General features: G+C 69.7%; 14 protein-coding genes. 8 read left to right on the top strand and 6 right to left on the bottom strand.

Annotated features, from left to right (window positions below):
- Positions 1-352: 352 nt before the first annotated feature.
- Together SSP08S_RS35870 and cdgB are read right to left on the bottom strand one after the other, a co-directional pair.
- Positions 353-1321 (bottom strand): carbohydrate-binding protein, encoded by a 969-nt coding sequence (locus tag SSP08S_RS35870; protein ID WP_019072469.1) that lies wholly within the window; start codon positions 1319-1321, stop codon positions 353-355.
- Positions 1322-1453: 132 nt separating this feature from the next.
- Positions 1454-3112: a diguanylate cyclase CdgB gene (gene cdgB, locus SSP08S_RS35865; protein ID WP_019072468.1), complete on the bottom strand. Its 1659-nt coding sequence runs from the start codon at positions 3110-3112 to the stop codon at positions 1454-1456.
- Between the two features lie 305 nt (positions 3113-3417).
- On the opposite strand from cdgB, the gene SSP08S_RS35860 reads away from it, so the two are divergent.
- Positions 3418-3990 carry a flavin reductase family protein gene (locus SSP08S_RS35860; RefSeq protein WP_019072467.1) on the top strand — a complete coding sequence of 191 codons (573 nt, stop codon included), beginning with the start codon at positions 3418-3420 and terminating at the stop codon, positions 3988-3990.
- A gap of 48 nt (positions 3991-4038) precedes the next feature.
- Entirely contained in the window at positions 4039-4518 is a 480-nt protein-coding gene (locus SSP08S_RS35855) for a GNAT family N-acetyltransferase (protein WP_019072466.1), read from the top strand.
- A gap of 34 nt (positions 4519-4552) precedes the next feature.
- Here SSP08S_RS35855 and SSP08S_RS35850 read toward each other — a convergent pair whose 3' ends face one another.
- Positions 4553-5428, bottom strand: a complete 876-nt coding sequence (locus tag SSP08S_RS35850; RefSeq protein ID WP_019072465.1) for a sigma-70 family RNA polymerase sigma factor — start codon at positions 5426-5428, stop codon at positions 4553-4555.
- An 87-nt stretch (positions 5429-5515) separates the two neighbouring features.
- Positions 5516-5944, bottom strand: coding sequence for an alternative ribosome rescue aminoacyl-tRNA hydrolase ArfB (arfB, locus tag SSP08S_RS35845; protein WP_019072464.1), 429 nt, complete (start codon positions 5942-5944; stop codon positions 5516-5518).
- Positions 5945-6120: 176 nt separating this feature from the next.
- On the opposite strand from arfB, the gene SSP08S_RS35840 reads away from it, so the two are divergent.
- Entirely contained in the window at positions 6121-6696 is a 576-nt protein-coding gene (locus SSP08S_RS35840) for a TerD family protein (protein WP_019072463.1), read from the top strand.
- A 176-nt stretch (positions 6697-6872) separates the two neighbouring features.
- Entirely contained in the window at positions 6873-8135 is a 1263-nt protein-coding gene (locus SSP08S_RS35835) for a DUF1266 domain-containing protein (RefSeq protein WP_019072462.1), read from the top strand.
- Positions 8136-8140: 5 nt separating this feature from the next.
- On the opposite strand, the gene SSP08S_RS63760 is transcribed toward SSP08S_RS35835, so the two are convergent.
- Both SSP08S_RS63760 and SSP08S_RS63755 read right to left on the bottom strand, forming a co-directional pair.
- The gene (locus tag SSP08S_RS63760) at positions 8141-8650 is read right to left on the bottom strand and encodes a Scr1 family TA system antitoxin-like transcriptional regulator (protein ID WP_245608024.1); all 510 of its coding nucleotides are present in this window, start codon (positions 8648-8650) and stop codon (positions 8141-8143) included.
- A 140-nt stretch (positions 8651-8790) separates the two neighbouring features.
- Positions 8791-8988 (bottom strand): helix-turn-helix domain-containing protein, encoded by a 198-nt coding sequence (locus SSP08S_RS63755; RefSeq protein WP_245608023.1) that lies wholly within the window; start codon positions 8986-8988, stop codon positions 8791-8793.
- Between the two features lie 81 nt (positions 8989-9069).
- Here SSP08S_RS63755 and SSP08S_RS64610 point away from each other — a divergent pair, with 81 nt between their 5' ends.
- From SSP08S_RS64610 to SSP08S_RS62895, 4 genes are all read left to right on the top strand, one after another.
- Entirely contained in the window at positions 9070-9693 is a 624-nt protein-coding gene (locus SSP08S_RS64610; protein WP_078532624.1) for an ATP-binding protein, read from the top strand.
- Entirely contained in the window at positions 9581-10534 is a 954-nt protein-coding gene (locus SSP08S_RS35815) for a bifunctional GNAT family N-acetyltransferase/NUDIX hydrolase (RefSeq protein WP_019072460.1), read from the top strand. Before SSP08S_RS64610 ends, SSP08S_RS35815 begins: the two co-directional genes overlap by 113 nt.
- A gap of 144 nt (positions 10535-10678) precedes the next feature.
- A complete protein-coding gene (locus SSP08S_RS35810) occupies positions 10679-11035 on the top strand; it encodes a hypothetical protein (RefSeq protein ID WP_019072459.1) in 357 nt (118 codons plus the stop codon).
- Positions 11032-12390 carry a WXG100-like domain-containing protein gene (locus SSP08S_RS62895; protein WP_019072458.1) on the top strand — a complete coding sequence of 453 codons (1359 nt, stop codon included), beginning with the start codon at positions 11032-11034 and terminating at the stop codon, positions 12388-12390. Before SSP08S_RS35810 ends, SSP08S_RS62895 begins: the two co-directional genes overlap by 4 nt.
- Positions 12391-12399 lie beyond the last annotated feature (9 nt).

The following is a 12399-nucleotide window of genomic DNA, read 5'->3' as shown; positions in this document are numbered from 1 at the left end:
TCAAGCAGGTGTCTGGATGACGGACGGTCACTCCTTCAAGATCCGGAGCAGTGCCAGCACCTCGTCGACCGTGCTCTTCTCGATTACCGACCCTGGCACCAGAGTTCCTTGCACCACGACCCCGTGCACTCGAGACAACAGCGGCGGCTCTTACACGTGCTGGTCTGGAGGCCCTTCCGGCAACGACTGGGTCAAGGTGAGCTGAGGCGGCAAGACGGGTTGGGTAGCCGTCTTCTGCGTCGAAGGCGGACGCATCTGAGCAACACTGTGTCACCCGGTCTCACATCTGATCGACGGCCGTCGGAAGCCCACGCTTCCGACGGCCGTCGGAGGCGTGGGCTGACGCTCCCGGCTACTTCTTGACCTGGCCCTGCTTCACCCACAACTGGTCCAGCAGGACGTTGCAGTTGTCGCCGGTCTCGCAGGACAGGGTGAGCGTGTTGCTGCCCTTGGTGAGCGTGGGCCACGCGAAGCTCGTCGTCCAGCCCTTCGCGAAGTCGCCGTCGGCGGCCTTCGCGTAGTTCTTCAGGCTGAACGGGCTGCCGAACTTCTTGCCGTTGATGCTGAGCGTCATGTGCTGGTCGTCGCTGGTCGAGCTGTAGTGCGCGAACACTGTGTAGGTGCCGTCCGAGGGGATGCTGTTGACCTGCCAGGAGACCGAGGCGCCGACGGCGTTCAGGCCCGTCACATAGATGCCGCCGTCGGCATCGGCGCCCTCGACGTCCGACGCCAGGGTGGCGCCGCCCTCCAGCTTCAGCGCCTTGGCGTCGATGGTCTGGGTGTCCAGCCCGCTCGACGCGCTACTGCTGGCCGAAGGACTCGAAGAAGCGCTCTGCGAAGCCGACGGCGTGCTGCCCGCCTCGTTGCCCGTCTTCGTGTCGTCGTTGCCGTTCATCATCGCCACGCTGATGCCGATGACCACCGCGGCGACCACCGCGATCGCGCCGATCAGCAGGCCCTTGGTGTTGGGGCCGCGGCCTCGGCCGCCGCCGCGGCCGCCGTCGTAGGACGGGGGCTGCTGGGTGGGCGGGGCGCCGAAGGACTCGGGGGCCTGGTAGGCGGCGTTCGGCCGGTCGCCGTAGGCCTGCTGCTGCGGGACGGTCTGGCCGTACGGCTGCTGGTACTGGGCGGTGGGGGCGGCGGCGGGCGGGCCGCCGTACTGGCGCTCGCCGACCGCGCGCACCCGGTTGACGGAGCCCGGGTAGCCGTAGCCACCACCGCCGGACGGCGGCTGGGCGCCGTTGGCCTGGCCGTCGGCGTATAGGTAGCCGAACGGGTCGTCGTCCTCGGGCGTGCTCGCGCCGTTGTTGCCGGGCGTCATCCCTAGGTACTCCTCAACAGGTGCGGGGCGGATCAGATACGTCAGCTTCATACGTCTGGTGAAGTGCGAGCCTACCCGCTCCGCGTGGTCCAAACGGGTGACTCGGACCGCATCCCAGCGCTGACCTGGAGATCATCCCGCGCGTCTGTGCTGTTTGGGACGAGATCGTTTCTCGATGTACATCCGTTCGTCGGCGGACTTCAACACCTCGTCCGCCGTCATGCCGCAGTGGGCCCACCCGATGCCGAAGCTGGCCCCGACCCGCATGGCACGGCCGTCGACCCGGATGGGCTGGATGATCTCGTTCCGCAGGCGTACGGCGAGGTCGGCGGCGTCGGCCTTGCCGAGGCCGTCGGCGAGGACGACGAACTCGTCGCCGCCGAGCCGGGCCACCGTGTCGCCGTCGCGCACGGCCCGGCCGAGCCGGCGGGCGACCTCGATGAGGACCGCGTCGCCCGCGTTGTGCCCGAACCGGTCGTTGATCGACTTGAAGCCGTCGAGGTCGCAGAAGAGGACCGCGAGCCCCTTGGTGCCGTCGTCGCGCTCGCCCTCGGGGGCGATGGTGTGCACGTGGTGGTCGTAGGCGTCGAGGAGGTCGGCGCCGGGGGGGTAGTCGAAGCCGTGGCCGTTCGCGTCGTAGGCCGGGTGTCCGTACGCGGCGTCGAGGGACTCGACCTCGCCGGGGAACGCGGAGGTCGGGCGCTGGCAGAGGCGGGCGGAGAGGCGGGTGCGCAGCTCGGCCGAGTTCGGCAGGCCGGTGAGCGCGTCGTGCGCGGCGCGGTGGGCGAGCTGCAGCTCGCGGCGCTTGCGGTCCTCTATGTCCTCGACGTGGGAGAGGAGGAAGCGCGGCCCGTCGGCGGCGTCGGCGACGACGGAGTTGCGGAGCGAGACCCAGACGTACGTGCCGTCCCTGCGGCCCAGGCGGAGTTCCGCGCGGCCGCCCTCCGCCGAGGTTCTCAGCAGGGTGCCTATGTCCTCGGGGTGGACGAGGTCCGAGAAGGAGTAGCGGCGCATCGCGGAGGCGGGGCGGCCCAGGAGGCGGCACAGGGCGTCGTTGCTGCGGAGTATTCGGCCGTGCTGGTCGCCGCCCATCTCGGCGATGGCCATGCCGGAGGGGGCGTACTCGAAGGCCTGCCGGAAGCTCTCCTCGCTTGCGCGCAGGGCCTGTTGCTCGCGTTCGAGTCTGACAAGTGCGCGTTGCATATTCGCACGTAGACGCGCGTTGCTGATCGCGATGGCGGCCTGGAAGGCGTACATCTGGAGCGCTTCGCGGCCCCACGCGCCGGGCCGGCGGCCGTTGCGCGGCCGGTCCACGGACAGGACGCCGATCAGTTCGCCGCACGAGCCGCCGGCGACGCCGGGCGTGTACATCGGCGCGAAGAGGCGGTCGGAGGGGTGCCACTCGTCCTCGAAGCGGGGCGCGGGGCCGTCGGTGTACCACTGCGGTACGTCGTCCTCGTCGAGGACCCAGCCCTCGGTGTGCGGTATGAACCGCAGGTCGCCCCAGTCCTCGCCCATGCCGAGGCGGCGCTCCCAGGAGGCGCGGGAGCCGACCCGGCCGGTGATGAGTGCCTCGGCGGCGGAGTTGCCGGAGAACGCGGCGACCACCAGGTCGCCGTCAGGGCGGACGAGGTTGACGCACGCCAGCTCGTACCCGAGGCCCTTGACCACGCCGTCGGCGACGGTCTGCAGGGTGTCCGCCAGGCTTCGGGCGGTGTTCATGTCCGCCATGACCGTATGCAGTTGCCGCAGGTTCTCAAGACGGACGTAGGGTTCCGACTCGGTCTCCATACTCGCCCTCCCCCCGAGACCTCGCAGCGAATCAAGGGTCTTCTTCCTTGCCACTGAATCACAGCGCGCTGCCCACTCGGTACACAGGGTCAACAATTACTACCCCTTGTGACTCAAGTCACAGCAGAAGATGAACAATTGAGTGGAGTTTCTGCGTTTTCCCTGTGCGTTTACTGAACGCAAACTTTGTGGGTGTGTGGACATGATGCACGACGATGTTCCGTCGCGTGGGCCATTGGTCCTAGGACCCGTCCGGGACCGAAGTCCGATGCGCGGCGCGGCACTCGGAGATTAGCGTTCCCGGCGTGCTGAACACCGCCTCGATCACCGAGTCCCTCCCCTCCGGGCATGCTGTGGGGGTGAGCAACGACGAGTTCCGCGCCGCCCTCGCCCGGCTGGCCGCGGGCGTGGTCCTGGTGACCGCGCACGAGGAGCCGTACGACCCGGACGACCCGCAGGCGCCGGTCGGCGAGGACGTCGGCATGACCGCGACCGCCTTCATGTCGGTCTCCCTGGACCCGCCGCTGGTCCTGGTCAGCCTCCGCAACGGCTCCCGCATGGACGACCTCCTCGACGAACAGCCCCTGTGGGCCGTCTCCGTCCTCTCCGAGAGCCAGCGCCACATCGCCGGCCGCTTCGCCATGAAGGGCCGCATCAGCGACCGGCTGCTCTTCGACGACATCCCCTACGTCCACGGCGCGGCGTCCGGCGCGCCCCTGGTGCGCGGCGCCCTCGCCACCCTCGAATGCCGCACGGAACAGCGGGTGTCGGCCGGCGACCACACCCTCGTCATCGGCCGCGTACTGACGGCGGAGGCGACCAGCACGGACGGCGGCCCGCTGACCTATTTCCGGGGCAAATACCGGCAGTTGGGGTGACCGTGAATTCGGTCGCCCACCGGTGAGCGGTCCGCCTACCGTGCACCCATGACGCCGATCACCACCGGACCCGCTCCCCGCCTCGAAGAGATCACCCCGGCCAACTTCCAGGCCGCCACAGGCATTCGGGTCCGCCCCGACCAGGAATTCGCGGTGTCCCCCGTCGTGAAATCCCTCGCCGAGGCCTACGTCCACCCCGGCACCGCCTGGCCCCGCCTGATCGTCGACGAGGACCGCCCCGTCGGCTTCCTCATGGCCTTCTTCGACATCGACTGGAAGCTGGACGGCACCGTCGTCCGCTCCGGCCTGTGGCGCCTGAACATCGCGGCGGACCAACAGGGGCGTGGCTACGGCCGGTTCGCCGTCGAGTCCGTCGCCGCCGAGATCCGCCGCCGGGGCGGCAAGGAGCTCTACGTCACCTGGCACGAGGGCCCGTCCGGGCCGGCGAACTTCTATCTGGGGCTGGGTTTCCGGCCCAACGGCGAGCTGAGCGAGGGCGAGACGGTCGGGGTGCTGGAGCTGCCGTAGCAGCCCTTGGTGTTGAGCTTGATCGGGACGCGCCTCACACGAGCCGTACGTCCAGCAGCGCCACCTTCTCCGGCTCCGTCACGATGTCGATCGCGGCGATGCGGTCGCCGACGAAGGTGAAGGTCAGGGTGCGTTCGGGGCGGCCGTCGACGACGAGGGCGATGGCGGTGGCGCCGTCCACCAGGGCGGGCCGGGCGAAGGCCGCGAAGTGGGCGAAGGAGGTCGCGCCGGTCGCCACCGCGGCGGCACCCGCGGTCACCGTGTCCCCGGAGCGCGCGACCACGTCCGGGTCGAGCACCTTCACCAGCGCCTCGAAGTCGCCCTCCCGCACGGCGGCGAGAAACGCGTCGGCGACCACCCGCTGCCGTACCGGATCCCCGTCCGGCGCGGGCGCCCCGCGCACCCGCCGCCGGGCCCGGCTCGCCAACTGCCGTGCTGCCGGGGGCGTACGGCCGACGATGGACGCGATCTCCTCGAACGGCACCGCGAACAGGTCGTGCAGCACGAACGCGAGCCGTTCGGCGGGCGTCAGGGTCTCCAGTACGACGAGGAGCGCGGCCCCGACCGAGTCGGCGAGGAGGGCGTCCTGTTCGGGGGTGGGCACGGCGGCCGGGACCGGGGCACCGGCGTCGAGGGGTTCCTCGGCGCGGGAGGTGCGGGAGCGGAGCATGTCGAGGCAGACCCGGCCGACGACGGTCGTGAGCCAGCCCGCGAGGTTCTCCACCTTCTCCGCGTCGGTCCGGCTCAGCCGGACCCAGGCCTCCTGCACGGCGTCGTCGGCCTCGGCGGACGAGCCGAGCATGCGGTGCGCGACGGCGTGCAGGCGGGAACGGTGGGATTCGAACCGGGCGGCGAGAAATTCACCGTCCTGTCGCTGCGGGAATTGTCGGGGAAATTCGAAGTCGCCCACGGGTGAACACTCCTCGTCGCGGTCCGTCGTCCCTGCTACGACGGAGCGCGGGCCGGGGATGTGACAACCGGCGGCGGGAACCGGGGATTACCCCCAGTCGCGCCCGGTCCGCCCCCGCTTGGTGTCGGAGCGGGCCTTCTTCTCGCGCAGCCGGCGCTCGTTGATGCCCCGGGGAATCCGGGTGGGCCTGCGCGGCTTCGGCGGGGGCGCGGTGGCCTCGGCGAGGAGCGCGGCGAGGCGTACGGCGGCGGTCTCGCGGTTGCGCCACTGGGAGCGGTGCTCGGAGGACCGTACGGTCACGACGCCGTCGACGAGCCGGGAGGCGAGGCGCTCCAGCGCGCGGGCCTTCCACACCTCGGGCAGCGCCTCGGTCTTCGCCAGGTCGAAGCGGAGTTCCACCTGGGAGTCGCTGGTGTTGACGTGCTGCCCGCCCGGCCCCGACGACCGCGAGAAACGCCACATGAGCTCGGCCTCGGGCAGGGAGACGGAGCCGCGGATGAGATAAGGACCGGACATGCCCCCATGGTCGCCTGCCTGTCCGGTCCACGTCACGCGAAATACGGCCGGACGTCGCGGGTAAAGAAAGTAAAGCCACGTGGAACCTTCGATACCCCTCTTGGCGTTCATAGAGGTACCGGTAGCTTCGTCCTCAGTACGAAGCCCGCACCGCAACGAGGGAAGGACTCCCAACAATGGCTGTAAGCCTGTCCAAGGGTGGCAACGTCTCGCTCACCAAGGAGGCCCCGGGCCTGACCGCCGTCACCGTAGGCCTCGGCTGGGACGTCCGCACCACCACCGGCACGGACTTCGACCTCGACGCCTCCGCGATCGCGGTCAACCCCGAGGGCAAGGTGTACTCGGAGGGCCACTTCATCTTCTTCAACAACAAGTCGACGCCGGACCAGACCATCGTCCACACCGGCGACAACCGCACGGGCGAGGGCGCGGGCGACGACGAGGCGATCAACGTCAACCTGGCCGGCCTCCCGGCGGACATCGACAAGATCGTCTTCCCGGTCTCGATCTACGACGCGGAGACCCGCTCGCAGAATTTCGGCCAGGTCCGCAACGCGTACATCCGCATCGTGAACCAGGCGGGCGGCGCGGAGATCGCCCGCTACGACCTCTCCGAGGACGCGGCGACGGAGACCGCGATGGTCTTCGGCGAGCTGTACCGCAACGGCGCGGAGTGGAAGTTCCGCGCGGTGGGCCAGGGTTACGCCTCGGGCCTGGTCGGCATCGCCCAGGACTTCGGTGTGAACGTCTGACGGACGCCCCGCCCGCAGCACACTGTGCGAGGCCCCTGACCGCGTGACCGCGGCCGGGGGCCTCGGGCTGACCGGGAGGCGTTTCCGGAGATCCGGGGGTCCACAGGGGTGTCTCAGACCCGTGTGGGAGTGTGCCGGGGTCAGCAGCGGCTGGACCCTGGAAGGACAGAGCACCCATGTCGTTCGGACCGCCCTCCGCCGGTTTCGGGCCTCCCCCGCCCGCCGGTCCGCCCGCCTGGACCCCGCCGACCGAGACCGAGCGGGCCCTCGCCGAGGCCAGGGCGCGCGGCGACTGGTCCGCGTACTACGACGTACTCGCCCGGAGCCACCTCTACTACGAGATGTCCCGCGAGGCCTACGACGCCCAACCCGACCGTGTGCACCGGGTGTTCATCCGCGACGTCCGACGCGGCACCAGGCACTGGGAACTGTTCACCGACGGCATGCTCCCCGCACCGGGCACCGACATGGTCTACTCGCGCGCCTCGCTGCGCTGGATAGCCGACGCCTGGAACCCGCAGTGCCCGCCCACCCTCGTCGTCAACCCAGGCACCCCCTGCGAACTCGCCCTCCCCTACGGCCCCCCGGGCACGACGGACTGGTCACGCGCGGCCGGACACGCAGGCACCCCCGCCACCGGCATGCGGCTGCGCGCCCTGCACGTCGGCGGCGCACTGCACGGCCCCGTCGCCCACGGCCTGGCCTGCGGAGCCCTCCTCTGCGTCAGCAACGGCTCCCTGTGGAACGCGCCGGCCTGGCACGGCAGCGGCTACGACGGTGAGCGCCGGCGGCTGCGCGAGTGGTGGGGCATCACCACCCGCGCCGAATGGCAGCACCACCTGCGCAACCTGCTGGCCCGCGAAGCCTCCAGCTCCGTATGGGAGTTCGCGCTGAGCCTGCGCCGCACCATCGCCCGCGACTTCGGCGGCCACGTCGACACCGGCTACTGGCGGCAGGCCGTCGCCACGGTCATCCGCGCCGACTCCGAAGGCTCCACGGTCATCACGGAGGACGGCGTCACAAAAACAGACCCCCGCCCCGCCTCCGAGACCGAGGCCCGCATCGAAGGTGTCCAACGCCTCATCGGCCGCATCACCCGCTACGAGGCCCGGATGCGCGCCGACGGCATCCTCGACGAGAACCGCCACGTCACCTCCGTCGAGGCCTGGGACCTGGGCCGCGCCTCGAAGATGGCCCGCTGGGGCCTGGGCGCCCGCTTCTGCACCCTCGCGGAGACCGAGTCGGCCCTGATCCGCGCGGGCCGCGCCGCCACCCTCGCCCACCGCTCCTGGCCGGACTTCTCCGCCGGCTACATCCTCGGCCGCTGCCTCCACTTCGACGAGGAGGAGTTCGGCCCGTGGTACCAGGACATGGTCGCGGCGCACCGGATCCTGACGTCGGATCCGGGGAGTCCTTGGCTGAACATCCCTTTTCGGTAGAGGACTTACATCGTCGGCAGATCACTCGCGCTGAACGCGAAAGGCAACAGGTCGCGGATGGTGAAGCGTTGGACGTGCGAGAGCGCCAAGTCCGCGCAGAACACCGGTACGTTGCGTTCGAATCCACCCATGACGTCGAAGATGCGCTGCCGACAACCGCCGCAGGGCGTCACGGGCTCGCCCTGGCCGTCGGACTTCGGGTCCCCACCGACGACGGCAATCGCCGTGAAATCACGAATACCGTCGGTGACCGCTGCCGACAGCGCGGCCGACTCGGCACAAATACCCAGCGGAAAGGAAGAGGATTCGAAAAATGTCCCTTTGTACCTACGCAGCGCCGCCTCATGGACGATGACCTTGAACGGGAGCGGCACGTCACGCTCCAGGACGTTCCGGCGTCGTAGACGGAACTCGACCCTTGCATCGATGTTCTCGGCGGGCAGTGCCGGGCGATAGCTGTGATGGATCGCCCGGATGTACTCCTCGGTCTGCAGGATGCCCGGCACGTTGATCACGTTGACACAGCGCAAGTACGTTGCGTGGTGCTCCAGTTCGGCGAGGTCGCGAAAGCCCGGGGGCGAGCATTCCGCGGTACTCCTCCCACCACCCACGCCCACGCTCCTCGGCCATCGCGGACAGCGCCTCGACGAGCTTCTCATCGGACGCGGAGTACCGCGCGGCCAGCCTCCGCGCTCACGCCCCAACGCCCGGCCTCGATATGGCTGATCTGAGCCTGGTTGCCGCCAAGGAACGCCCCCGCCTCACGGGCCGCCATCCCCGCCGCCTCGCGAAGTTTGCGCAACTCCGCGCCGAGCCGGGCCTGACGAACCGTCGGGCTACTCCTGGGTGGCATCACTTTCCTCCTGGTCGAGCAGTCCAAGTCTGACGGGCGGGCAGGTAACGGGTCCACTCGGACGAGTGGCAGTTCCGGCACATGCCAGTCGGCCCGGCCGAGCCATGGAGGTGTGTGCCGCGAAGGCCCCGTACCGGCAGGAACGGCAAAGGAGTCACCGTGGACCCCGCCCCACACCCCCCCCCACAGATCTACCGCCTCCGCACCCCCAACTCCCCCACCAGCCCCAAGATCTGCCGAGACCTCGTCGCCCTCCTCCTCCAGGTCACCGGTCACCCCCACCACGTCGACACCGCCAGACTCCTGGTCTCCGAGATCGTCACGAACGTCAATCTCCACACCGACTCCCTGGCCGTACGCCTCGAAGTCGTCCTGCGCCACGACCGCTTACGCGTCTCGGTCTACGACGACGCCCTCGACGCCGACCCCCATCAGAAACCCGGCGACACATACGACGAGAACGGGCGAGGCCTGCTCCTTCTCACCGGCCTCGCCCAGGACTGGGGTGTCCAGCGCGGCGACACCACACAGCACCCCCGCCAAACAGATCTGGTTCGAGCTCGGCGCAGTCCCCGGCCGCTAGCGTGCCCCTATGTTCCTCGAACCGCTCACGCCGACCGAGGCCGGCGCCCTGCCCGGCGAGCTGCTCACCGAGCTGACCGCCCTCTACGCCTCCAACCACGCGTTCCACGCCCTGAGCGGTGACTTCCCGGACCCGGAGGACATCCGGCCCGAGCAGGTGGCGACCGCGCTGGCCGATGAGTTGGCCGATCCGAACACAGAGGTCCTGCTCGGCCGTAGTGCCGGGCGGCTCGTCGGGATCGCGATCACCCTCGGGGCCCATCCCGACCCGGACGACGGAGACCCCTGGATCGGGCTGCTGATGATCGACGCCGCGCAGCAACAGCGGGGGTTCGGGCGGCAGTTGGCGTCCCTCGTAGAGGACCGCTTCCGCGAGGCCGGCCGAACCGCCGTACGCCTCGCCGTCCTTGACAACAATCCCGACGGCCTCGCCTTCTGGACCACCCTCGGCTACGACGTCGTCGACCACCGCCGGGACCGCCAACTCGGCCGCCCCTGCGCCGTGTTGCGCAAGCAGCTCCGCACACCCCGGCACGCGGGCCGCGTCGCCGTGCTCGACCCCGCCGGCTCCGTCTTCCTCCTTCGGTACGACGACGCCGAGAGCGGCAGTTACTGGGCCCTGCCCGGCGGCGGCCTCGAAGGAGACGAGACCCCGCGCGAGGGCGCCCTGCGGGAGGTGCGGGAGGAGACCGGCTGGACCGACCTGGAGCCCGGGCCCCTGCTGTGCACCAGGGAGGCCGACTTCACCTCCTCCGGAACCTCCATCCACCAGCACGAGCACATCTACGTCGCCCACGGCCTCCACCGCGAACCCACCGGCCCCCACCTCGCCGCCGCCCATGCCGAGGAGGGCATCCGCGCCTGGCGGTGGTGGACACGGGAGGAGCTGCGCGGGACGACGGAAACCGTGTGGCCGAGCGAACTTGCCCTGCTGCTCGACGAGTTGGAGGAGCGGGCGGAATAGGCCGACGGGCCCGGTCCCCCGCTGGCATCCCTCGGCGCCGAACAGATCTTTGCTTCGCCTTTGCGTTCGGCGCAGTTGCGAATCGCACAGCCTGGTTAAGGTCGTACGGCTGACGAGCAGACCACCCGGGGGGAGCACGCGTCCATGGGCGACAAGGGCGAGATACTCGACATCAAGATCGCTGATCTCAAAGCGACCGCTCCGCACTTCCAGACTCACAGCACCGATCTCTCCAAGGCGCTCACCAAGCTCAAGACAGCTCTCGGAGCAGCGGGTTCGCCTTGGGGCGACGACGATCAGGGGACCGCCTTCCACAAGGCCTACGGCCCCCACGTGACGCAGCTGGAGAACGCGGCGCAGATCCTCACCGACGGTCTGGCCAGCATCCATGAGGCCATGACGGACATGGCGGACGGTCACATCGACCGCGAGGAGCTGGTGCGCGCCATGTTCGGCAGGATCAGCGTCAAGGGTGGCGAGAGCGAGGACGACGGCAAGTGAGCGTCGCCGACAAGGCCAAGAAGATCGTCCAGGACGTCACCGGCATGTGGTGGCCGGCCGCCGACGAGGACGGGCTGCGCGCGGCGGCCAAGGCGTGGCGGGACTTCGCCGACGACATCGAGGACGTCACCGCCGCCGCGAACAAGTCGGCCCGCTCCATCATCGAGCACAACAAGGGCGAGGCGATCTCCGCCTTTGACGACCCGTTCTGGCGCCGCTACTACTACGACGGCCACGGCTGGCTCCAAGACATGATCGACGGCGCCCGGGACATGGCCAAGGCGCTCGACAAGTACGCCGACGCCGTGCACTCCGCGACGAAGCACCTCGAACACGAACTGGAGATCGTCGGAGCGACGATCATCGCCGGAACCGCCCTCGCCATCTTCACGGCCGGAATCTCCGAAGGCGCCGCGGCGGCGGCCACCGCGAGCATCGTGGAGATGGCCGGAACGCTCGGCGTGGCCGTCTCGACCGAGGTCGCCACCATCGCGGGAACCACCCTCGCCACCGCCGCGCTCGGCGGCATCGAGTCGGTCACCGTGGACCTCGCCGTCGCGCAGCCGGTCGCGATCGCCACCGGCGAGAGCAAGGGCTTCAGCCTCGACGAGGTGAACGACTCGGCCCTCTACGGCATGGCGTTCGGGGGGATGTTCGGCGCGGGCGCGGGGACCGTCAGGGCCGCGACCGAGGCGGGCGGCTTCGGAACCCTCTTCGACGGGCTGGCACTGCCAGGAGCGCGGGCCGCCGTGCCCGGAGCGCTCGACCTCGACTCGATCGCGGACGAGGCGCCCAAGCTGATCCGCCAGGACGACGACTTCGGCGCGACCCACAATCCGTTCGGCCTGAGGAAGTCCCGGTTCGACCCGGACGTCGGCATCGTCCCCGCCGATCCGGACGGCGAGATCACCCCGCTCCAGCACGTCCTCGGCGGCAAGAACAAGGCCGCCAAGGAGTCCAGCCAGTACACCTCCTTCGCCCCGCAGGACGGCACCGGAAAGGTCTACGGCACCGAGGAGATCCGCGTCGACTACCAGCGGCTCCAGCAGGACATCGACGCGGGCAAGGTCCAGGGCGTCCGGATCCTGAACCCGGAACAGGTCCAGCGGTCCATCAACGACGAGATCGACAAGGTCGCCGGACGCGAGATCGACGTGCCCGGCACACTCCGTGCCGGTGAAACCGACCAGGCATCCGACTTCGTCGACGGACTCGGGCTGAGCAAGGGCAAGTCACGTAAGGTCTTGGACCGGGTCATGGCCCTGCTCAACACCCGCCGCGACGGCGAGTGGCTGATCAGCGGGACCGTCCCCAAGGAGTACGTCACCGGACCGTTCCCCACCTCCGGATCGTAGGAAAGAGCA

This window comes from Streptomyces hokutonensis, from assembly GCF_000376565.1.
In the GTDB taxonomy this organism is placed as follows: Bacteria; Actinomycetota; Actinomycetes; order Streptomycetales; family Streptomycetaceae; genus Streptomyces; species Streptomyces hokutonensis.
This window is presented reverse-complemented; position numbering and strand designations above follow the sequence as displayed.

Excerpts from the sequence above, each read along its gene's own strand:
- cdgB (WP_019072468.1), bottom strand. The coding sequence starts at position 3,112 with ATGGAGACCGAGTCGGAACCCTACGTCCGTCTTGAGAACCTGCGGCAA.
- SSP08S_RS35840 (WP_019072463.1), top strand. The coding sequence starts at position 6,121 with ATGGCTGTAAGCCTGTCCAAGGGTGGCAACGTCTCGCTCACCAAGGAG.
- SSP08S_RS35810 (WP_019072459.1), top strand. The coding sequence starts at position 10,679 with ATGGGCGACAAGGGCGAGATACTCGACATCAAGATCGCTGATCTCAAA.
- SSP08S_RS63755 (WP_245608023.1), bottom strand. The coding sequence starts at position 8,988 with ATGCCACCCAGGAGTAGCCCGACGGTTCGTCAGGCCCGGCTCGGCGCG.
- SSP08S_RS64610 (WP_078532624.1), top strand. The coding sequence starts at position 9,070 with ATGCCAGTCGGCCCGGCCGAGCCATGGAGGTGTGTGCCGCGAAGGCCC.
- SSP08S_RS35835 (WP_019072462.1), top strand. The coding sequence starts at position 6,873 with ATGTCGTTCGGACCGCCCTCCGCCGGTTTCGGGCCTCCCCCGCCCGCC.
- SSP08S_RS35870 (WP_019072469.1), bottom strand. The coding sequence starts at position 1,321 with ATGACGCCCGGCAACAACGGCGCGAGCACGCCCGAGGACGACGACCCG.
- SSP08S_RS35855 (WP_019072466.1), top strand. The coding sequence starts at position 4,039 with ATGACGCCGATCACCACCGGACCCGCTCCCCGCCTCGAAGAGATCACC.
- SSP08S_RS35815 (WP_019072460.1), top strand. The coding sequence starts at position 9,581 with ATGTTCCTCGAACCGCTCACGCCGACCGAGGCCGGCGCCCTGCCCGGC.
- arfB (WP_019072464.1), bottom strand. The coding sequence starts at position 5,944 with ATGTCCGGTCCTTATCTCATCCGCGGCTCCGTCTCCCTGCCCGAGGCC.